Genomic DNA, 20,809 nt, shown 5'->3' on the forward strand with positions numbered 1-20,809 from the left:
TAGGTTTCTTTTCGCCTTTTCAGCGAGTTACTTTTCTTTGCTTGCACAAAGAACAAGTAACCAAAAGAAAGTGCACCCCAGCTTCCGCTTGATTCCTGCGTTGCTCGTCAAAGTGGGCGTCCATCGAAACTCGCCCTGACAAGCCACACAAAACGTGGCTTGTTGCGGAGCTCAAACAGACGATGGCCGAAATCTCCCACTTCGCCTGCGCTACTCGGCGCGTCAGATGGGGACCCCGAACACCATGCGACTGCCACCGTAAGCGAATTAAAGAAAAAAGAATCTGGTTTTTGAACCGTCCAAACCTTGACGATGTTACTTAGGTGAGAGAAGTCCCATTCCATCACGCTGAGTAGCGGAGACAAAATAAGAGTAGAGGGAGCGACTGTTTGAGCTCCGCAGCAGCTTGCGGTGTGTGCAAGCTGCTAGGGCGAGTTTCGTGACCGGCTTATTTTGTTGAGCAACGCAAGGGAGCCGCAGGCCGTGATGGCTGGGTGTCGTCCTCTTTGGTTACTTTCTGGGGGACAAGCACCAGAAAGTGACTCGCCGAGAGGCGAAAGAGGTTTATCGAATGAACAACAGAATTTGAGATTCAGTAGATCAGGACTTTAACGAACATTCCACACGTTCAATCACTACCTTTTGCAATTGATCTCTCAAAGTCTTGCTCAATGGCTGCACCTCGGAATCCCTCACTACTTCTCCCCAGTGACTATTCGGAAAGTGTTTATCACCCTCGAATCTCGGCAACACATGCCAATGCATATGTGGCGTTTTATTACCCAAACTCGCCAGGTTGATTTTGTCCGGTTGAATCACCTCACGCACTGCACTCTCAACTGCAAACACCACTTTCATGGTGCGGGCGCGGTCAGCAGGAGGCAGGTCGGTCATTTCTTTAATATGTGCCAGTAGTTCTACACGACAATAAGCTGGGTAATCTGCGTCGTGCAGTAACACTACACGGCAAAAATCATCTTGCCACAGCAGGTCTTGTGACGTGGCAACACAGAGTGGGCAGTCACGCATTTATGAGACGGCCAACATTCTGTCTAAGGTCAATTTGGCCAGTTTAGCTTCGTGTTCTGGCACTTTAATCTGGTTAACCACGTTGCCTTCGGCCAGGTTTTCTAGGCACCAGGCCAGGTGTTGCGGGTCTATGCGTGCCATGGTTGAGCACTCACACACCACATGGCTCATAAACTGCACCAGTTTGTTTTGCGGCTTCATTTCTTCGGCCAGGCGGGTGACTAAATTCAGCTCAGTGCCGACAAGCCACTTGGTGCCTGGTTCGGCTTCACTCACGGTGCGCAAAATATATTCGGTAGAGCCAACATAGTCTGAGTTAATGCATACCTCAAACGCTGTCTCAGGGTGTGAGATCACTTTGCCATCCGGGTGTTGGGCGCGGAACTGGTCGATGTTTTGTTTACGGAACATCTGGTGTACCGAGCAATGACCTTTCCATAACAGGATTTTGGCATCTTTAATTTGTTGCTCGGTGAGGCCGCCCATCGGCAGGTCCGGGTCCCACACTGGCATTTGTTCCAATGGAATGCCCATTTTATGGCCGCTCCAGCGACCCAGGTGCTGGTCTGGGAAGAATAGGATTTTTTCGCGTTGGCTAAAGCCCCATTCGAGGATTTTTGGGGCATTGGTGCTGGTGCAGACGATGCCGCCGTGTTCGCCACAAAAGGCTTTTAAATCGGCTGCCGAGTTGATGTAAGTCACCGGGGTGATGGTTTCATCAAAGTTGAGTACTTTATTCAGCTCGCGGTAACTGCGCTCTACTTTTGCGAGGTTAGCCATGTCTGCCATGGAGCAACCGGCAGCCAGGTCTGGCAATACCACCGTCTGCTCGGGGCGGCTCAGAATATCAGCCACTTCAGCCATGAAGTGCACGCCGAGAAAAACGATGAATTCAGCGTCCAGGCTGTCGCAATATTTAGACAGTTTGAGTGAGTCACCTGAGTAGTCAGCATGGCGATAGACGCTTTCATGCTGGTAGTGGTGGCCTAGGATCACCAGTCGTTTGCCCAGCTTTTCGCGGGCTGCCAAAATACGCGCCTGACAATCATCGTCTTTGGCCGCTTGGAATTTATCAAATTGGATGGTGGCTGTTTGCATGCTTAAAATCTACTTTAAATCGGTGAGCAGGGCTCGGCCCGATAGGATAAAAACGTTATTTTACAGCTGATTAGACTGAATCCCAATCATATTAGTGCCTTATAAAACCAGATTGTGTTTCTCCCCTAGGCGTTGCAAGGCATGGACATTGGTCCAGCTGAAGACTTTTTTGGCGGCCTCGCGCCAGTCTAGCCATTGGTAGCGCGTGTGTTCGTCAGGCGCCAGGGTGACGGCGAGCGTTGACGGCAGGCATAATCCAAACAGGTGCTCGGTGTTTTCGGTCACGCCGGGCGCGTAGCGGTGGCGCCAATGCGGATAAATTTCATAGACATTGCTTGCCTGCCAATCCTGAAAGTCATAGGCCAGTGCATCCAGCCCGGTTTCTTCTTTGACTTCGCGGATAGCCGCCTGATAGGGGGCTTCGCCTGTTTCTAAACTGCCAGTGACCGACTGCCAGAACCCGGCTTTGTCCGCGCGCTCCAGTAATAACACTTGTAAATCAGGCGTGTGAATCAAAATAAGGGCAGAAATCGGAGTTTTGTGATGTTGTGTCATGCAAGTATTGTCTATAAACGCCGTTATATTGTCCATGCTGGTGTGTGATGCAAGCATGGAGTGTTCATATTGAATGCGGTATATTGAGTACAGTATATTTAATACGCTGAAAGATTGCCGTAAGCAGTGCGCACTATTATGATCAAAAAATAAAGTATCTAATATAGGGAATCATCAATGTTGAGGCGGCGGCTAGGCTGGGCATGTGTCATGCTGATGGTGGGTGTGCAACCTTTATATGCCGGGGATGCCACGTCTTCCGGCGCACAATCTATTCCGTCTGTCCCTAACCAGGTTGTGTTGGATCAGTTGTCATTACGCCAGGCAGAGCAACTATTTGCTGGAGGTAACCGTGAGCTGCTCGCGGCCAAGCGCGCAGTAGAAGGCGCAGAGGCAGATACCCTGATCGCGGGGCAACGGCCTAATCCGGTGTTGTCACTGGGATTGTCCAGTGTGAATGTCAATCGTGGCCAGGGTAATCCGAACCAGAATGGCGCCAGCGGCGTCTGGGACAAAACCTATAACTCCGCATTGCAGGTCAGCCAGTTGGTCGAGCGCGGTAATAAGCGTGAGTTGCGGACTGCGGTGGCCGAAAGTGCGGTTAAAGCGTATGGCTTTGATTTAAAAGAAACCTATCGCCAGCAGGCGCTGGCCATGGCCACTGCTTATTATGACCTCAAGCTAGCCCAAGAAACCCTGTTGATTCAGCAAGCCAACGTTGGCTCTTATGACAAAACCTTGCAAGCGGCGCAGTTACGGCTCAAAGCCGGAGATGTCGCGTCGGCAGACGTGGCGCGTATCCGGGTGGATGCTTTGCGCGCCAGCAATGATTTGCGGCAGGCCGAGGCCGACTTGCAAAAAGCCCAAGCCATGCTGGCTTATTTGCTGGGTAAAGACCAGGATGCGGCCAAGCTCTACGTGTCTGACCCCTGGCCTAGCCTGGCTGCGGAACAACTGACGGGGGCAGAAAATAGCTGGTTGCCGCAACGATCAGATGTACAGGCCGCCGATGCACGCATGGAGCAGGCGCAGCAGGCCAGAAAACTGGCCGAATCGCTCAAAACCCGTGACCTGACCTGGTCACTGGCTTATCAACACTTTCCGGGGCAAGAGCCCGGTTCTGCGCCGGACACGCTGGGCGGATCGATCAGTATTCCGCTGTTTACCAATTATCAGTATGAAGGCGAGGCGGCCCGCGCCGAGGTTGGCTATACCAGTGCCATGGAGGCCAAAGAGCAAGTAAGGGCTGCTGCGGTGGCCGAAATGCGCCGGGCCAAGGCTGATTTGCAAGCCGCGGTAGATAAAAACCGTCGTTTTGACCAAAGTATTCTGAGTGAAGCACAAAAAGCGGCAGATGCTGCCGAATTTGCTTATCAACACGGTGCCATGAGTGTGATGGACCTATTGGATGCCAGACGTATTTTGCGTGTGTTGCAACTGGAGTCCGCCAGCGTCAAAGCGGATTATGCCAAATCGCTTTCTGCCTGGCTGGCGGCAACTCGCCAGGCTTTTACCAATCAAGACTAACCCCCTATGATCACGCCTACATTCAACCCACCCCTTGTGCGCAGCAAACCTACCCACAGCCAGCTTTTGATGGCGATGCTGGCTGGGCTGATGGTTTTTAACCTGGCGTGTGCAGCAGATAAAAATGCTGCCAGCGCGCGTGATGCTAACGAAATTGTGCTGACGGCAGGTTCGCCTCAATTAAACAGTTTGAAGGTTGAGCCTGTGAGTGAGATTCCGGTGCCGGTGACCGAGCCTTTGAATGGCAAGATTGTGTTTGATGAAAACCGGACGGCGCGCATTTTTTCACCCGTGGCCGGGCGGGCATTAAGCATTAAGGCGCAAGTTGGCGATGTGGTCAAAGCTGGCCAAACTTTGCTGGTGATGGACTCACCTGACGTGGGCGGCGCGGTGGCTGATGTGCGCAAGGCGCAAGCAGATGTGCAGCTCAAGCAGCAAGCACTGGCGCGTAGCCGCATGCTGGTAGAGGCGGGCGTACTGGCGAAAAAGGAGGTCGAGGTGGCGCAAGCTGACTGGGCCACTTCACGTGCGGAGTCAGAGCGGGCCAGCGCCAGGATAAAAAACCTCGGGGTTTCCACGGCGGCCAATGATAATTATGCACTGCGCTCACCGATTGCCGGCGTGGTGGTAGACCGAAAAATCAATCCTGGCAGCGAAGTCAGGCCCGATGCTGCCGACGCCTTGTTTATTGTCACTGACCCTAACGCTCTGTGGGCTAGTATTGACTTGCCCGAACGCGATTTAAGCCGGATTTCGCAAGGACAAAAACTCAGCATACAAGTGGATACTTACCCGGATGACGTATTTAGTGGGGAAGTTAAAACCATAGGCATTATGATAGACCCGACCACACGCCGGATTCCGGTGCGTTGTGTGGTTGAGAGCAACGGCAAGCTCAAGCCTGAAATGTATGCACGCATTACGCCGCTGGATAACAGCCAGCATCGGGTGATTCGTTTGCCCAATAGCGCGCTCATCACCGAGGGTTTATATAGCTACGTGTTTGTGGAAGAGCGCCCCTTGCACTTTAAAAAGCGCAAAGTCACGCTGGACTTGCAGCGCCGCGAATACGCGACGGTTAAAGAGGGTTTAAAGCCGGGTGAGCGCGTGGTGGTTGGCGGTGCTATTTTGTTGAACTCTGATTTGTCGGTGAGTAAATAAAGCATGCTAAAAGGCTTAATCACATTCTCGCTGCAGCAACGCGTCTTTTTGCTCATAGGCGCGGTCGTGCTGACCATTTTTGGCTGGGTGGCGGTGCAGAACCTGCCGATTGAAGCGTTCCCGGATGTGGAGGATGTGCATGTCATTATCGTGACACAGTCGCCTGGCATGGCGCCAGAAGAAGTAGAGCGGGTGGTGTCGTTACCGATAGAGCATGGCATGAGTGGTGTGCCGGGATTGGCGCAAATCCGTTCGGTCTCTATCACCGGCTTATCGGTGGTGACATTGACGTTTGCCGAGCGCACCGAGGATTATTTTGCCAGACAACAGGTGCTGGAGCGCTTGCAGGGCGTGAGCCTGCCCACAGGTTTGCAGCCAACACTGGCGCCGCTGACAACGGCGGTGGGCGAAGTTTACCGCTACTTGGTCGAGGCGCCTAAAGACATGCCGCAACGCGAGGTACGCGCGATTCAGGATTGGAAAATTATTCCGCAGTTGCGCATGGTGCCCGGCGTGGCAGATATCACCAGTTTTGGCGGTACGGTCAAAGAGTATCAAATCAAGCTCGATCCTTATCGCCTGAGAAAGTTTGGCGTGAGCATAGACCAGGTGAATCAAGCGGTGGGCAACAATAGCAGCAATGTCGGTGGTGGCTTGATGCACCGTGGGGACGAGTCACTGGTGGTACGCGGCATTGGGCTGTTTCATAGCCTGGATGATATTGCGCAGTCAGTGGTGGATACGCGCGATGGCAAGCCCATTCTGGTCAGTGATCTCGGCCAGGTGGTGATTGGTGACAGGCCGCGCTCGGGCATTGTGTCGTTTAATCAGCAAGATGACATTATTGAAGGCATTGTGTTAATGACCAAGGGCCAAAATGCTGCCAAGGTGATTGAGGCGTTGCGTGACAAGGTCGAGGTGGTGAATCAGTCACTGCCAGCCGGGGTGAAAGTGGTGCCGTTTTATGACCGGACGGGTTTGGTGCATCACACCGTGCGTACGGTGTCAGAAAACCTGATTGTGGGCGCCTTGCTGGTAGTCACCATTTTGGTGGTGTTTTTGCGAAACTGGCGTGCAGCCTTAATCGTGGCGTCGGTGATTCCGTTGTCCTTGCTGTTTGCGTTTATTGTGATGGACCTGCGCGGCGTCTCCGCCAACCTGATTTCACTGGGCGCGGTCGACTTTGGCATTATCATCGACAGTGCAGTGGTGTTGGTCGAGGCGCTCATGGTGCGCCTGGCAATGGCTGATGCGAGTAACCCAACCCATAGTGGTCTTGCCTGGCGCATGCAAACCTTGAAGAGTACGGCGATTGATATGGGGCATCCCATTTTGTTTTCAAAAGCCATCATCATCACCGCGTTTCTGCCTATTTTTACCTTTCAGCGGGTGGAAGGTAAAATTTTTTCACCGATGGCGTTTACGCTCAGTTTCGCTTTGCTCGGCGCCATTATCCTCACCTTAACCCTGGTGCCAGCTTTGTTGTCATACACCATGACACGTGAAGACATGGCAGAAAAACACAGTGGCTGGATGCACCGCCTGCAAGAAGGCTATCGCAATATTTTGCTCAAAGGCAGTCAGTCGCGGGCAATGGTTGTGATTGTATCGGTGGCCATATTAGTCGTGTCTGTGGTCTCTGCGCCTATGTTGGGGTCTGAGTTCCTGCCCAAGCTGGATGAAGGCAATATCTGGCTTACCGTCGATTTACCGCCGTCGGCCAGTTTAGAGAAAACCAAAGACGTTGAGCGCGAGATCAGAAAAATCCTTAATAGCTACCAAGAGGTGCGGTTAGTTGTTGCTCATGTCGGGCGGCCAGATGATGGCACTGACCCAAAAGGGCCGTATCACATGGAGATTTTGGCCGACCTCAAGCCGCATAGCGAATGGAAGTTTGCCGACAAAGAGGTATTAATCAAAGACATGTCGCGCCGCATACACGAGATCCCGGGTGTGCCAACCAACTTTTCACAAGTGATTCAGGACAGTGTTGAAGAGGCGCTGTCCGGTGTGAAAGGCGAAATTGCAGTCAAGATTTTTGGCCCGGATTTAGCTATTCTTGAGCAAAAAGCGGCCGAGGTGGTCGATAGTATGAACGGCGTGCAAGGCGCGACCGATGTTGCCGCCGTGCGTATTTCTGGTAACTCCGAGCTCGACATCACCCTCAATCGCAACCAGCTGTCGCGTTATGGTTTGATGGTGAGTGATGTTAATAATACGGTGCAAACTGCCTTGGCGGGTAATGCGGCGAATACCTTTTACGATGGTGACCGGCATTTTGACGTGACTTTGCGCCTGGATAGGCCATTCAGAGACTCTGTGGATGATATTGATGAGTTGCCGATTGCCTTGCCTAATGGTGGTGGCAGTATTCCGTTAAGCGAAGTGGCGGAGGTGACGATCAAGCAAGGCGCTTCGCGCGTCAGCCGCGAGGCGGGCGCACGTATTGTGTCGATTAAAGCTAATATTACTGACCGCGACCAGGGTAGTTTTGTCAAAGAGGCCATGCAAAAAGTGAAGGCCGAGGTCAAGTTGCCGCCGGGCTATACCATGACCTGGGGCGGCCAGTTTGAAAATCAGCAACGCGCGATGAAACGCCTGATGGTGATTGTGCCACTATCGGTATTGCTGATTTTTGTGCTGCTGTTTTGGGCGTTTAAGTCAGTGAAAAATGCGTTGCTGGTATTGCTGATGATTCCGTTTACGCTGGTGGGCGGGCTGGCGGGGTTGGCTGTCTCTGGTTTGCATTTGTCAGTGTCTGCTGCGGTGGGGTTTATTGCATTGGCGGGTATCTCGGTGCAAAACGGCGTGATTATGGTTGAGCAGATCAAGAACCTGATGCGTGAAGGCAGGAGTGTGACTGAGTCTGTGATTGACGGGGCCGTGGCCAGGTTGCGCCCCATTTTAATGACCGCGCTGATGGCAGGTTTGGGGTTAATGCCAGCAGCACTCTCACATGGCATTGGCTCAGAAACGCAGCGACCGTTTGCCGTGGTGATTGTGGGTGGCTTGATTACGGCCACCTTGTTCACGCTATTGTTACTCCCCTTGTTGTTCCCGCTGTTCTCTGACGTGCGTCGCCGTAAGTCGTGATGCTATCGCTTGGTTTTAGCAAACCAAAGTGGTGGTTTATTTCAGCCAGCCATCACGGCAGCTGCATGGCTTAAAAAATTAAATATACTAATAATCAATGGCTTGTGATTTTTATCGGGTTGGCACGTTATATGCATTTATAGAGATAGTCACTCAGCTTGCAGGTTGGGCGACCTTGCAATCTCCAAAATGTAAGAGCAAAGCAACTGCATATAACAATAATAATCAGCATATTTTCCCCGATTATCCTTTCCCGAGGATATTGCTTGCCCCAAGCTTTCGAGCTTGGGTTTTTTTTGCCTGGCGTTTGTGGATTAACCTGGTGTACGCTTTTCGGCGTTAACCAGATTTTTAGGTAGCTGGAACACCACGTTTTCAACCACGCCTTGCAGCTCTTCCACGTGGGCGGCGCCCATGTTTTGCAGCGCGGTGATCACTTCTTTCACCAGCACCTCTGGCGCAGAAGCCCCGGCAGAAATGCCGACTTTGCGCTTGCCTGTGAGCCACTCGGCTTGCAAAAGGCTGGCATTGTCGACCATATAGGCTTCTACGCCCTGATTTTTTGCCACTTCACGCAGGCGGTTAGAGTTTGAGCTATTGGGCGAGCCAACAATAATGACTAAATCACAATCTTTGGCCATAATTTTGACCGCATCTTGCCGGTTTTGCGTGGCATAGCAAATATCATCGCTCTTGGGTGCTTTAATGTTTGGAAAACGCACTTTTAAGGCGTTGATGACTTGCGTCGCATCATCCACTGACAGCGTTGTTTGGGTGACATAAGCCAGCTTGTCTGGGTCAGCCACTTGCAGCGCGGTCACATCATCCGGCGTTTCAACCAAGTGCATGCCCGCTTCAGACTGGCCCATGGTGCCCTCAACCTCGGGGTGGCCTTTGTGGCCGATCATGATGATTTCCAGGCCATCTTTGCGCATTTTGGCCACTTCAATATGCACCTTGGTCACTAGCGGACAGGTGGCGTCAAATGCGGTCAGGCCGCGTGACTCTGCCTCTGCGCGCACGGCTTTAGACACGCCATGCGCACTAAAAATCACAATGCTGCCTGCCGGAATTTTTTCCAGTTCATCGACAAAAATGGCGCCTTTATCACGTAACTGGCCGACCACAAACTTGTTGTGTACGACTTCATTGCGCACGTAAATCGGCGCGCCAAATTTTTCCAGCGCCTGCTCAACAATAATGATGGCGCGGTCTACCCCGGCACAAAAGCCGCGCGGGTTAGCCAGCACAATATTGGGTGTCACATCTGTTTGCATAATGAATTCCGTCATGAAACTGCTGCCATCTGCGCCCGCGAATACCAAGGTCAAGCACAAGGTCTGGCAGGCATCAGGTATAATCTGTTTTTTGTTGCTCGTTGAAGCCCATGTTATGAAAAACACTGCTACTTTGCTGATTACCTGCCCGGATACCAAAGGGATTGTGGCGGCGATTGCGCAATTTTTGTATGAGCACAATGCCAATATTTTACACGCAGACCAGCATCAGGATGCGGAAAATAATCTGTTTTTAATGCGCGTGGAATGGGACCTGACCAATTTTAATGTGGCGGTCACTGATTTTGAGCAGGCATTTGGCCCGATTGCACAACGGTTTGAGATGACCTGGCAGCTTAAGTTGTCAGAGCAAAAAACGCGTATGGCGATTATGGTGTCGCAATATGACCACTGCCTGGTCGACCTGTTGCACCGCCATCATAGTGGCGAACTGGCTTGCGATATCCCGCTCATTATCAGTAACCATAAAGACACCGAAAAGCTGGCGCAGTTTTACGGCATTGATTTTCACTATTTGCCCATGAGCAAAGACACCAAAGCCGAGGTAGAGGCGCAGCAATTTGCCCTGTTTGACCAATATGGTGTGGATTTGATTGTACTGGCACGATATATGCAGATTTTGTCACCGGACTTTGTGGCACGTTATCCACAAAAAATCATCAATATCCACCATTCGTTTTTGCCGGCGTTTATCGGTGCGCGACCCTATCACCGTGCGTTTGAGCGCGGCGTGAAACTGATCGGTGCCACCAGCCACTATGTGACTGAAGTGTTGGATGAAGGCCCGATTATTGAACAGGATTTAGCGCGTATTTCTCACCGTGACCAGGTTGAGGACTTGATTCAGAAAGGGCGCGACTTGGAACGTATGGTGCTTTCTAAAGCCGTGCGTTGGCATATTGATCATCGCATTTTGCTCTATGCGAACAAAACCGTGATTTTTGATTAAACCCAGTGAGTCCAGGGTTGCCGCAGATAAACGCAGATGCATGCGGATATTTCAGGCTTATTGTCAGTCATCAGAAGAAAAGCATTTTTTCGCCAGTTGAAACAGAGATGCCTTGAACGCAGCATCTGTGTTCAAGGCATCTCTGTGATTGAGCTTTTATCGGCGTGAATCTGCGTTCATCGGCGGCTAATAACCGTTGTTCTATGGCAGTGTGCGTTCCAGTTTAAACAGGTCAGCAATTTGCTCGCGTTCGCGGATCACATGCACCTGATCGCCATCCACCAGTATCTCGGCAGCACGTGCGCGCGTGTTGTAATTGCTGGACATGCTCATGCCATAAGCACCGGCGGAGTGAATCGCTAAATAATCACCTTCTTCAATGGCCAGTGTGCGGTCATGACCTAAAAAGTCACCACTCTCGCAGACGGGGCCGACAACTTCATATACTTGTGCCTGCGCTGTCGACGGGGCAATGGGGGTGATGTTGTGAAACGCGTCATAGAGGGCCGGGCGCATCAAGTCGTTCATAGCAGCATCGACAATGGCAAAATTTTTGCTCTCACCTGGTTTCAGGTATTCGACTTTGGTCAGCAATACGCCTGCGTTACCGACCAGCGCGCGACCCGGCTCAAACAACACTTTGACTTGTCTGCCCGCCAGTTTTTGCAAGATGGCTGCCGTGTAAGCGGCAAAGTCCGGAGGCGTTTCGTCGCTGTAAGTAATGCCTACACCGCCGCCTACATCAATGTGCTGAATATGGATGCCTTTGGCCGCCAATGCGTCTACCAAACCAAGTACTTTATCCAGCGCATCCAGAAAAGGCGACAACTCGGTAATTTGTGAGCCGATATGGCAATCCACGCCATGCACCTGGATGTTTGGCAGCTGCGCCGCTTTTTCATACAAGTTAAAAGCATCTTCAAACGCGACGCCAAATTTGTTGTTTTTAAGGCCGGTGGAAATATAAGGATGGGTTTTAGCATCCACATTCGGATTTACGCGTAATGACACCGGCGCTTGTTTGCCAAGGCTGGCCGCGACTTGCTGAATGCGGTCTAGCTCATTGGCTGACTCGACATTAAAGCAAAAAATACCTGCCTCGAGCGCAGCTTTAATTTCAGCATGCGCTTTGCCCACACCTGAAAACACTACTTTTTTCGGGTCGCCACCGGCTGCCAGCACGCGTGCCAATTCGCCACCGGACACAATATCAAAGCCAGCGCCTAGTCGGGCAAACAGGTTCAAAATAGCCAGGCTGGGGTTGGCTTTTACGGCAAAACATATCAAATGATCGTGGCCGATCAAGCCAGCCTGAAAGCGCTCAAAGGCCTGGGTTAATGCGGCACGTGAATAGACGTAAGTCGGTGTTTGATGCGCGAGGGCAATCTCACGCAGGGCTACATTTTCGGCGTGCAGCAGGCCCTGTTGTGTTGAAAATGGTTGAGTTGAAAGTGCGGTCACGATGCAGGCTTCTCTTGTTGAGGCGTTTGAGGGTATTGGCGCTCTGGAATATACAAATCCCCTTTGAGACCGCAGGCGCTCAATTGAGCCAACAATAAGGCAATAGCCAGTAATCTCATCCAGAAGGAAAGCATGGTGCACAGTCCAATGTAAACAGACGGCCATTTTACCATTAAACCGCCAATGACTCATGGCGGCGCCCATTGACCGCTTGTCGGCTCATCTTAACCATTAGTCGGCTCACGCTGGACATGACAGCCCACTGTTTGCATGATAAGGCTATCTAAAAAGGGGTTTAATGATGCAGCGCCCAAATGAATATGGTTTTAGCCTGATTGAATTGATGATAGTGGTGGCGATTATTGGCTTGTTGGCCAGTATTGCTGTACCTGGCTATCAGGATTACGTTAAAAGTGGCAACGCGGCTGAGGCGCCAGCCAGCCTGGCCAATTGCCGTGTACAGGCCGAGCAGTTTTTTCAGGATAACTTCACGTATGTAGGGTTTGCCTGTGTGCCTAGCGATGCCAGAAATTTTGATTATGCGGTTGATAACCAGTCAGCCACTACCTACACCTTAAGGGCCACAGGCCGAGCCGCCAATAATATGGGGAACTTTGAGTTTACGGTAAATCAGGATAACGCTAAAACCTCCAAATTTGATGGTACGACAGGCAGCAGTTGCTGGCTGACTTCGTCTTCAGGCAGTTGCTAACTGGATAACCATTACTCATGCGCCAACAGGGATTCTCATTAATTGAACTGGTCGTCACCATGGCGGTGTTGGTGTCGGTTGCGACCATTGCGATTCCTGCTTTTCAAGCTTCTATCGGTAATGCCCAGATCCGCACGGTGGCCGAATCTATCCATAGCGGTTTGCAGCAAGCCAGGATGGAAGCGATCAAGCGTAATGCTAGGGTTAAGTTTACCCTGCAAACCAATGGTGCCTGGCAGATTGGCTGTATGACGCCGACCACGACCTGCCCAACCACGATTACTCAAAAAAGTGCAATGGAAGGTTCTTCCAGCAATACGACGGTGGCACCAGACAATACTACGGCGGTCTTTAGTGGTTTTGGCACGCGTGACCCAGCCACGCCAGTGGGACTTTCGGTGGTGAATATCACCAATGCACAAGTCCGGAATGAAGAGCGTCGGGCGTTGCGTGTGTTATTGGCTGCGGGTGGCAATGTCAAAGTCTGCGATCCAACCGTGACTACTTTGGGGGATACTCGAGCATGTTAAATGTGATACAGCAAAAGCGCACGCCTCAGGGTAAGCAGCAAGGCTCGGTGCTGATTGAGGCCATGGTGGCTTTGGTGATTTTTAGCATGGGTGTGTTAGCGCTGGTGGGCTTGCAAAGCGCCATGATTAAAAACAGTAGCGATAACCGTTACCGCGCCGAAGCTCAACTGATCGCACAAACGCATATTGCCAACATGATGGCGTTTGGTGGCGATGCAGCAAACTATATTACGCAAGTCAACAAGGAAAAAATCAAATCCCAGTTGCCCAATGGCACGCTGACTTTTTCGGCGCTGACCAATACCATGGTCACGGTAACCGTGGGATGGCAAGTGCCAGGCGGCACCCGCCATCAGGTCAACGCATCCAGTTATTTGTTTGATGTGATGCCATGATGCATACACCTACGCATGTGTTGTCACGGCTGCGCAGCCTGCGCTTTCAGGGTGGTTTGAGCCTGGTGGAGTTGCTGGTGGGTATTTTGATTGGCCTGGTGGCGACGCTGGCCATTAGCAATTTATTTAGTGGCTTTGAGGCGCGAAAACGCATGATTGCAGGCGGCGCAGATGCACAATCCAGCGGCGTGCTGGCCATGTATTACATTCAACGTGATGCGCAAAATGCCGGCTACGGGTTGCCACTGTATAACAGCACCGACCCTTCACCTTTGCTTTGCCCAATTAATACCTCAATTAACCAGGCCGGTGTAGTGATTAATTTGTCGCCAGTGCTGATTGTCGACGGCGGTACGGGTAATGATATCGTTCGCATTCGATATGGTAACCCTGCCAGTGGCGGCGCTTCATTGCGGGCAACGGGCAATATGAATGCACCAGCACTGGATGGCCGATTGATTGGCTGTCAGGAAAATGATGTGGTGTTGTTTCACCAAACACCGGCTAATCCTAATTGCAGTCTTGGGCGTCTGCAAAAGTTAAATGCAGATCGCACCATCAACACACTGTCTGAAATCAACACGGCGCCCACTGCCAGCCCGGTGAGTATTTTGAATGGAGCAGACTGGGTGCGCTTTTCTTGTTTGGGCGTATGGAATCAATACGAATATACCGTTAATGCCGCACTGGAGTTGAGTCGTACGGGTGGTACGCCGGGCGGTAATCCCTTTCCGAGTAGCACGGCTGTGCCGGTGGCTAGCGATATCGTGGCTTTGCAAGCGCAATACGGCATTACTACTACGATAGATCCAACCTCGGGTAGCGCCACCGCCGCCGCCTTTTTGAACCGTGTTGATCAATGGGTAGACGCGACAGGCCAGTTTGGACCGACGATGGCACTCATAGACCGTAACCGTATTCGCGCGATCCGTGTTGCCGTGGTGGCACGCGATGGCAACCTGCAAAGAAATAATGTGAGCCAAGCCTGTAATGGTGTCACAGCAGGCGTCAGCAGGGTGTGCATCTGGCAAGCAGATGCGGCGCCGGCCAATGTTGATCTAACAAGTGTGCCTAACTGGCAGCGCTTCCGTTACCGTAGTTTTGAAGCCACTATTCCGCTCAGAAACATCATTTGGAACCGCGATGCGTTATAGCCATTTATTTTTAAGGGTGACACGTAAGCCGCGGGTATATCAGCGCGGTATTGTGTTGTTTTTTGCGTTGCTGGCACTGGCCGTGATGTCAATTGCCGCCGTGGCGCTGATTCGCAGTGTCGATACCAATGCCTTGCTGTCTGGCAATATGGTGTTTCGTCAATCGGCAAGTGTGGCTTCTAATGTTGCTCTGGAGGGGATTGCGCAAAATATCGCCCAGAGTGTGACCTTGACGGCAAGTCTCAGTCATCATCCTGCCCAAGGTTATTACGCCAATTGTAGCCAGTTTGATAATCAGCCAGATGCGTTGGTGTGTGATGCCAGCCAATTAACCAATATGGCCTGGAGTGACGGCAACAGCAGCCTCGCACCCAGTCAGACCGATGGTAACGATGAAATCCGCAATGGGATTGACCGCCAGGGTAATGAAATTCGCTATGTGGTTGAGCGTATGTGCAACTACAGCAATGCTGAGATTAATGCAGGCAGTGCCATGAATGATGCGTCGCGCTGCATGATGGCCAGCTCGCCCAGTAACGGTGAAAACTGCTCGCATAACACCGCGAATATTGAGCTCTTCAAGCGTTGCACGGCTAGCTCAGACTCGCCGCTATATCGCGTCACGTTGCGTATTGCCGGACCAAAAAATACGGTCACGTTTATGCAATCTTTTATCTCCAACTAAATGGGTGGCATGATGAAAAATCAACACTGGATCAAAAAACTGTTTTGGCTGAGCCTGTTGCTGCCTGGGGTATTGCAAGCGGAGTTTCTGGATTTGGCGACGATGCCACTGCAGACCTCGGGTAGTTCGGATGTGAAGCCAAACCTGATGTTTGTGTTGGATAACTCGGGCAGCATGGGCTGGGATTATGCGCCTGATTGGTCGAATTCTTCTTCGCCATGGCTGTTTAATAATGCGGATTACAACACCCAGTATTACAACCCCGAGGTGCAATATAGCCCCCCATTGAATTATTTGGGCGCCAGTATGGCGAACCAGACTAATTTTGCCGCGGTGCCAAACGAGGTCAGTGATCTGGGTGCGGGCAAAAACGGTAACACCGATATCCGGTCAATTGCCAATTATTATGCGTTTATCCCTGGTGAGTTTTGCTCTACACCCAGCCTGACCAGTTGTGTGATTTCGAAAGAGGCGACTGGTAACTACATTTATGCTTCCAACATCCGCTGGTGTAACTCGAGCACTGCGGCAGCCAGACGTAGCTTGACGGGCTCTATGTACTGCCAGAAAATTCGTAATGCCAGCAGCACCGTCAATGACGGTAACACTTACACTAATTTGCGCAGGCCACTGTCGACCTATACATTAACGCTCAATAAAACTAGCAATAATGCGACTATACAAAGCATTAAAATCAATAATATTGAGCTTTTATCAAGTACCGTTTCGGTCAATAGCTCTTATAACAGTAGTCAGTTTGCCACTGAAGTGCGTTCAAATATGTGTCGTACCAGCCTGTCTGGCAATTGTAACCTGAGTGGCAACACGGTCAATATTAGCAGCAACGTGCTGACGATTATTACCCCGGCCGGCGAACCTGTGAACACCTCCGCCCCGATTCAGGTCACCATGACTGGTGGCAATTACACGGCGCAGCTCACGACCAATACCACCACTGACATCCCTGGTAGCATGGTCTATGTCAAGATTTCCAGTGATGTGGCCTATACCGCCCCAGGCAAAACGACCAAGGGGCTGGATAGAGTAGATTGCGCCAGCGCCGCCTCCTGTACGCTGAATGAAGAAATGACCAACTATGCAAACTGGTGGGCTTATTATCGTACCCGCATGCAATCAATGAAAACGGCGGCCAGCCAGGCATTCAAGTCGCTGGACTCCCGCTATCGTGTCGGGATAGTCACGATTAATAGCCCAAAATCTAACTACCTGGCACTGGCACCTTTTAATACCAGTCAAAAGCAATCCTGGTACCAAAAACTGTTTGCGGTATCTGCCAGTGGTGGCACACCGCTACGTACTGCGTTATCCAGCGTAGGACAGCATTTTGCAGGTAAGCAGACATTGGGCAATGATGACCCGATGCAGTATGCCTGCCAGTCTAATTTTACTTTGCTAACGACAGATGGTTACTGGAACGATAGCAGCAACCCAACACGCATTAATAGTTCTGCTATTGGCGATCAGGATGGTAGCAGTCCACGGCCACAATACGACAGTAGCGCCAAGTCCAACACGCTGGCGGATACCGCCAAGTATTTTTATGACACCGATATTCGTGATAATACGTTCTCAAATTGTAACGGTGGCTTAGGTTCGTCCGTGTGTGGCACGACCAACGATTATCCCAAGCAAAATATGGTGACCATGACCTTGGGTCTGGGGATTGATGGGACGTTGGTGTACACCGAAGACTACAAAACTAGGACGTCCGGTGACTTCAAGGATATTTCTTCTAATGCTAAAAACTGGCCAGACCCTACTGCGAATGAGGATGGTACGCGTATTGATGACTTATGGCATGCCGCGGTGAATGCGGGCGGTACTTATTACAGTGCCAGCAATCCGAAGTTGTTAAGAGAGTCGTTGGCCAAGGGCTTGTCCGAGATCAAGTCTATCCAGGGCGCAAGTGCCGCCGCCGCCGCCAGCAGCCTGGCGCCGACTAATGGTGATAACTTTCAGTATGTGGCCAGTTATCAGTCAGTGAAATGGACAGGCAACCTGGAGGCACGCACGGTGGATACCACCTCGTTGCAAACTTCAGAGAATGCTGTGTGGTGTGTTGAAAATGTGGCCGCAGAAACCTGTACTTCACCTGCAACTGCAACTAGCCAGAATGGCAAGCTTTATTGTAAAACGACCAACGCTGATCAGACTGCATGCGGTAGTGCGGGGGGCGCCTTAGGTTCTGCAATTGGCATGAGTGAGCCTGCTTCCTGCTATGTTCCGATTGCGTCCAGTTGTACTGGTAAGTTGCAAAATCAATTGGGTCCGAACCGGAAAATATATTTTAATGTGAATAACGCAAGGACACCGTTTATTGATGACAACCTGCCTGCGCAGCATCGCGATGCGCTTGAGAAAGGGTATAAAGCCTTGAGCCAGATGCAGGGCTTGCCTGCCAGCGACCGCAGAATGACAGAGCCAAACAAGGCAGGTAAATTGGTTGATTACCTCAGGGGCAATAAAACTTACGAAGATACCGGTGTGAATGCGGTGGCTGATAATCGCTGGTTCCGTGAGCGCCTGGCTACTCTTGGTGATATTTCGCAGTCCCGCCCGGCTTATTTCAAGGCGTCTAATGTAGATTATCTCGACCCGGGGTATAAAGCTTATAAGGCGGCAAGAAAGTCACAGCCGAGCGGTACCGTGTATGTGGGTGCCAATGATGGCATGCTGCATGCATTCAATGCTGACAACGGCAATGAGTTGTGGGCCTTTATTCCAACGCCGGTGATTGCCAACCTGGCCAACCTGGCTGATAAGGAATATGGCTCCAATTATCATACCAATTATGTCAATGGTAGCCCGGTGGTGACAGACGTTTGCGTCTCTAGCTGCAGTAGCGAGAGCGCCGTCTGGCGTACTATCCTGATTTCCGGGCTCAATGGCGGCGGGCGCGGTTATTTTGCGCTTGACGTGACGGCACCAGAAGATCCAGTGTTGCTGTGGGAGTTTTATGCACAAGCCTCTGGTACGAATAGTACGCTGGGCTATACCTTTGGCAACCCGCTGGTAACTAAAATGCAAGACGGTCGCTGGGTTGTGCTACTCACTTCGGGTTATAACAATGGCACCAATGCACGCAAACTGGCTGACGGCACGTTTGTGAGTAATGCGCCGACCGGGAATGGCGGTGGCTACTTGTATGTGCTTGATGCGAATACGGGCAGCATGGTGAAAACGATTTCTACGGGGGTAGGTAGTGCTGCCGAGCCTAGTGGCTTGGGGAGAATCTCGGCTTACGCTGACCAGATGTTTGAAAACAATACCGCTTTAAATGTCTATGGTGGTGATTTAAATGGCAATATCTGGCGCTTTAATATTAATACCGGTGCGGCCACAAAAATTGCGACTTTGACAGATGGCGGGGGCGGTGTGCAAAAAATCACCACCCAACCCGAGTTAGGCAAAGTGGATAACAACAAGGTAGTGATGGTCGGTACTGGCAAATTTCTTGAGCCAGCTGACTTGACTAACACACCGCAAAACTCTGCCTATGTCTTTAAGGATAACGGTCAAATTAGCCCGATTGGACGCGGCCAACTCACCGCGCAAGTGCTCGGTGGTGACCGTACCGTGACCTTGAGCAAAGACCAGGCGGTTAATTTTGACACGGGCTATGGCTGGGTATTGGACTTCCCGGCAGGCGAGCGCGTCAATCTGGACCCGCTATTGCTCAATGGGGCGCTTATGATGCCAACCATGGTGCCTAGCAGTCAGGCTTGTAATGGCGCAGGCTACGGCTGGTTTAATTTCTTCAATTACAAAAAAGGTGGCTCTATGCTGACGAGTGGTATTGTGTCTGAGCGCATGACTACGCCAGCAGTGGGCTTCAATATTGTGTATGACGGCAATGGCGTACCACATGTGGTGGTGACTGGCAGTAACGATCCCACACCGCAGCAACTAAGTTTGGATGACCAGGTTTTTGGGCTCTCGGCGACGAGCCGGTCGACCGAAATCTTCAAACAAAAAACCAATGGTAGCTTTGGCACCAAGCAAAGCTGGCATGAGTTGATACAGTAATCAGACCATTAAAAAAGCCCCGGTATCGGGGCTTTTTTACTCTGTGCGATTTATTTCACTTTGATTGCGAATACGTACAAAATCAGGCAGATCGCTACAACAACGCCAATCAGAGCATAGATGCCTACCGCGCCTAAAAACATGGTTGCCTCCTGTGATATGGTGATGATCAAGGGTTTATTTTAGGCAAACACTGGGGCAGTGTCTAGGCATGCTCAAAGCAGGTGCTTTGAGCAAGGGCGTGTGAAGCGAATGACGGGTGGCATTAGTACAACAAGCCGCGGCTAGCCGCCGGGCGTGAGCGCTGTGGCTAGACTACTTCGAGTGAGAGTTCTGCAGGTTTGTAAATGGCCTGAATATTGTTGTCAGCCACAATGTCTTCCGCCAAGTACATAATGTCTTGTGCGGTCATTAGCTCAGGCATGCTGGCGGTGTAGGTCAGTGGCTCATCTTGCCATTCGCTCATGATTCTTCCTTTATTTGTTTGCGTATATAACTGTATTAACGTCATGTTTATTCCTTTCTTAAGCTGTGCATTCCTGTTTATGGCGGCGATGGGCATCGCCATTGATTAAAACTATGTTAACCAGTCTGTGTGACGCTTTAATGAAGTGAATACACTTTTTAGATGACAATGACCTTGCTATTCATCGGGCATGAAATGGCGCACAATAAAGGCACTTGACGCGAGGGTGTGGCTGATGAAAATGGCAAAAGTGTTGGCTGTGCTGGGGGTGTTATTCGTGGCGTATGCGGGTTTCTGGTATTGGCAATCACTGGCAGAAGTCGCGCCTGCCATGCGCCAGAGCGATGTTGCGCAGGCGGCGAATCAGTGTGATTTGATTGCCAGCAAAGCGGCCGCCGGGTTGCCCGAGGCCTTGCCGTTTCAGCAACTGGAAAAAGCAGCCAGGCAGTCGCGCGTGCTAGAGCGCTGCATGCAAGATAGAGGCTATCAAGAGAACCCTGCCTGGGTCGCAGCCGCCACTAAAGCAGCACAACGCCTGTCACATGAACAGAGTATTTCTGCGGCTGAGGCTTATGAAACGCTGCGCCGACAAGCCATGTTGCAAGCCGAGCCGGGTGCTGTCGGCTATTGGCGCAAGCAGGGTTGAGTC

At 51.3% G+C, this 20,809-nt stretch carries 18 protein-coding genes; 11 read left to right on the forward strand and 7 right to left on the reverse strand.

Features of this window, described 5'->3' with window-relative positions:
* Nucleotides 1-600: 600 nt before the first annotated feature.
* From METH5_RS0106555 to nudB, 3 genes are all read right to left on the reverse strand, one after another.
* Nucleotides 601-1,029, reverse strand: a complete 429-nt coding sequence (locus METH5_RS0106555; RefSeq protein ID WP_029147754.1) for an HIT family protein — start codon at nt 1,027-1,029, stop codon at nt 601-603.
* Nucleotides 1,030-2,127 carry a quinolinate synthase NadA gene (gene nadA / locus METH5_RS0106560; protein WP_029147755.1) on the reverse strand — a complete coding sequence of 366 codons (1,098 nt, stop codon included), beginning with the start codon at nt 2,125-2,127 and terminating at the stop codon, nt 1,030-1,032. It lies immediately after the preceding gene.
* Between the two features lie 99 nt (nt 2,128-2,226).
* A complete protein-coding gene (nudB, locus tag METH5_RS0106565) occupies nt 2,227-2,682 on the reverse strand; it encodes a dihydroneopterin triphosphate diphosphatase (RefSeq protein WP_029147756.1) in 456 nt (151 codons plus the stop codon).
* A gap of 177 nt (nt 2,683-2,859) precedes the next feature.
* Here nudB and METH5_RS0106570 point away from each other — a divergent pair, with 177 nt between their 5' ends.
* Genes METH5_RS0106570 through METH5_RS0106580 form a run of 3 tightly spaced genes read left to right on the forward strand, consistent with a single transcriptional unit; the run spans nt 2,860 to nt 8,463 of the window.
* Nucleotides 2,860-4,209, forward strand: a complete 1,350-nt coding sequence (locus METH5_RS0106570; protein WP_029147757.1) for a TolC family protein — start codon at nt 2,860-2,862, stop codon at nt 4,207-4,209.
* A 6-nt stretch (nt 4,210-4,215) separates the two neighbouring features.
* The gene (locus METH5_RS0106575) at nt 4,216-5,370 is read left to right on the forward strand and encodes an efflux RND transporter periplasmic adaptor subunit (RefSeq protein WP_232410965.1); all 1,155 of its coding nucleotides are present in this window, start codon (nt 4,216-4,218) and stop codon (nt 5,368-5,370) included.
* A gap of 3 nt (nt 5,371-5,373) precedes the next feature.
* On the forward strand, nt 5,374-8,463 hold the full coding sequence (locus tag METH5_RS0106580; protein ID WP_029147759.1) for an efflux RND transporter permease subunit: 3,090 nt from the start codon (nt 5,374-5,376) through the stop codon (nt 8,461-8,463).
* A gap of 314 nt (nt 8,464-8,777) precedes the next feature.
* Here the strand turns inward: METH5_RS0106580 and ispH are convergent, their stop codons facing one another.
* Nucleotides 8,778-9,755 (reverse strand): 4-hydroxy-3-methylbut-2-enyl diphosphate reductase, encoded by a 978-nt coding sequence (gene ispH, locus METH5_RS0106585; RefSeq protein WP_029147760.1) that lies wholly within the window; start codon nt 9,753-9,755, stop codon nt 8,778-8,780.
* Between the two features lie 100 nt (nt 9,756-9,855).
* Between ispH and purU the strand changes: the two genes are divergently transcribed.
* Entirely contained in the window at nt 9,856-10,710 is an 855-nt protein-coding gene (purU, locus tag METH5_RS0106590) for a formyltetrahydrofolate deformylase (protein ID WP_029147761.1), read from the forward strand.
* 201 nt (nt 10,711-10,911) lie between these two features.
* Here purU and lysA read toward each other — a convergent pair whose 3' ends face one another.
* Both lysA and METH5_RS16010 read right to left on the reverse strand, forming a co-directional pair.
* Nucleotides 10,912-12,171 carry a diaminopimelate decarboxylase gene (gene lysA, locus METH5_RS0106595; protein WP_051412880.1) on the reverse strand — a complete coding sequence of 420 codons (1,260 nt, stop codon included), beginning with the start codon at nt 12,169-12,171 and terminating at the stop codon, nt 10,912-10,914.
* Nucleotides 12,168-12,344 (reverse strand): lipoprotein, encoded by a 177-nt coding sequence (locus tag METH5_RS16010; protein WP_369758900.1) that lies wholly within the window; start codon nt 12,342-12,344, stop codon nt 12,168-12,170. The genes lysA and METH5_RS16010 overlap by 4 nt, the downstream gene beginning before the upstream one ends.
* Before the next feature lie 128 nt (nt 12,345-12,472).
* Between METH5_RS16010 and METH5_RS0106605 the strand changes: the two genes are divergently transcribed.
* From METH5_RS0106605 to METH5_RS0106630, 6 genes are read left to right on the forward strand one after another with little or no spacing between them, the layout of a single operon-like run.
* On the forward strand, nt 12,473-12,883 hold the full coding sequence (locus METH5_RS0106605; RefSeq protein WP_029147763.1) for a type IV pilin protein: 411 nt from the start codon (nt 12,473-12,475) through the stop codon (nt 12,881-12,883).
* A 17-nt stretch (nt 12,884-12,900) separates the two neighbouring features.
* Nucleotides 12,901-13,413, forward strand: coding sequence for a GspH/FimT family pseudopilin (locus tag METH5_RS0106610; protein WP_029147764.1), 513 nt, complete (start codon nt 12,901-12,903; stop codon nt 13,411-13,413).
* A complete protein-coding gene (locus METH5_RS0106615; protein ID WP_029147765.1) occupies nt 13,407-13,808 on the forward strand; it encodes a hypothetical protein in 402 nt (133 codons plus the stop codon). The genes METH5_RS0106610 and METH5_RS0106615 overlap by 7 nt, the downstream gene beginning before the upstream one ends.
* Nucleotides 13,805-14,962 (forward strand): PilW family protein, encoded by a 1,158-nt coding sequence (locus METH5_RS0106620; protein ID WP_232410966.1) that lies wholly within the window; start codon nt 13,805-13,807, stop codon nt 14,960-14,962. The genes METH5_RS0106615 and METH5_RS0106620 overlap by 4 nt, the downstream gene beginning before the upstream one ends.
* Nucleotides 14,952-15,647, forward strand: coding sequence for a hypothetical protein (locus METH5_RS0106625; protein ID WP_029147767.1), 696 nt, complete (start codon nt 14,952-14,954; stop codon nt 15,645-15,647). The genes METH5_RS0106620 and METH5_RS0106625 overlap by 11 nt, the downstream gene beginning before the upstream one ends.
* 9 nt (nt 15,648-15,656) lie before the next feature.
* Complete coding sequence (locus METH5_RS0106630) at nt 15,657-19,694, forward strand: pilus assembly protein (protein ID WP_232410967.1); 4,038 nt, start codon at nt 15,657-15,659, stop codon at nt 19,692-19,694.
* Between the two features lie 310 nt (nt 19,695-20,004).
* Here the strand turns inward: METH5_RS0106630 and METH5_RS15750 are convergent, their stop codons facing one another.
* Entirely contained in the window at nt 20,005-20,160 is a 156-nt protein-coding gene (locus METH5_RS15750; RefSeq protein ID WP_019880917.1) for a hypothetical protein, read from the reverse strand.
* Between the two features lie 235 nt (nt 20,161-20,395).
* On the opposite strand from METH5_RS15750, the gene METH5_RS0106645 reads away from it, so the two are divergent.
* On the forward strand, nt 20,396-20,806 hold the full coding sequence (locus METH5_RS0106645; protein ID WP_029147769.1) for a hypothetical protein: 411 nt from the start codon (nt 20,396-20,398) through the stop codon (nt 20,804-20,806).
* Nucleotides 20,807-20,809 lie beyond the last annotated feature (3 nt).

It is taken from the genome of Methylophilus sp. 5 (assembly GCF_000515275.1).
In the GTDB taxonomy this organism is placed as follows: Bacteria; Pseudomonadota; Gammaproteobacteria; order Burkholderiales; family Methylophilaceae; genus Methylophilus.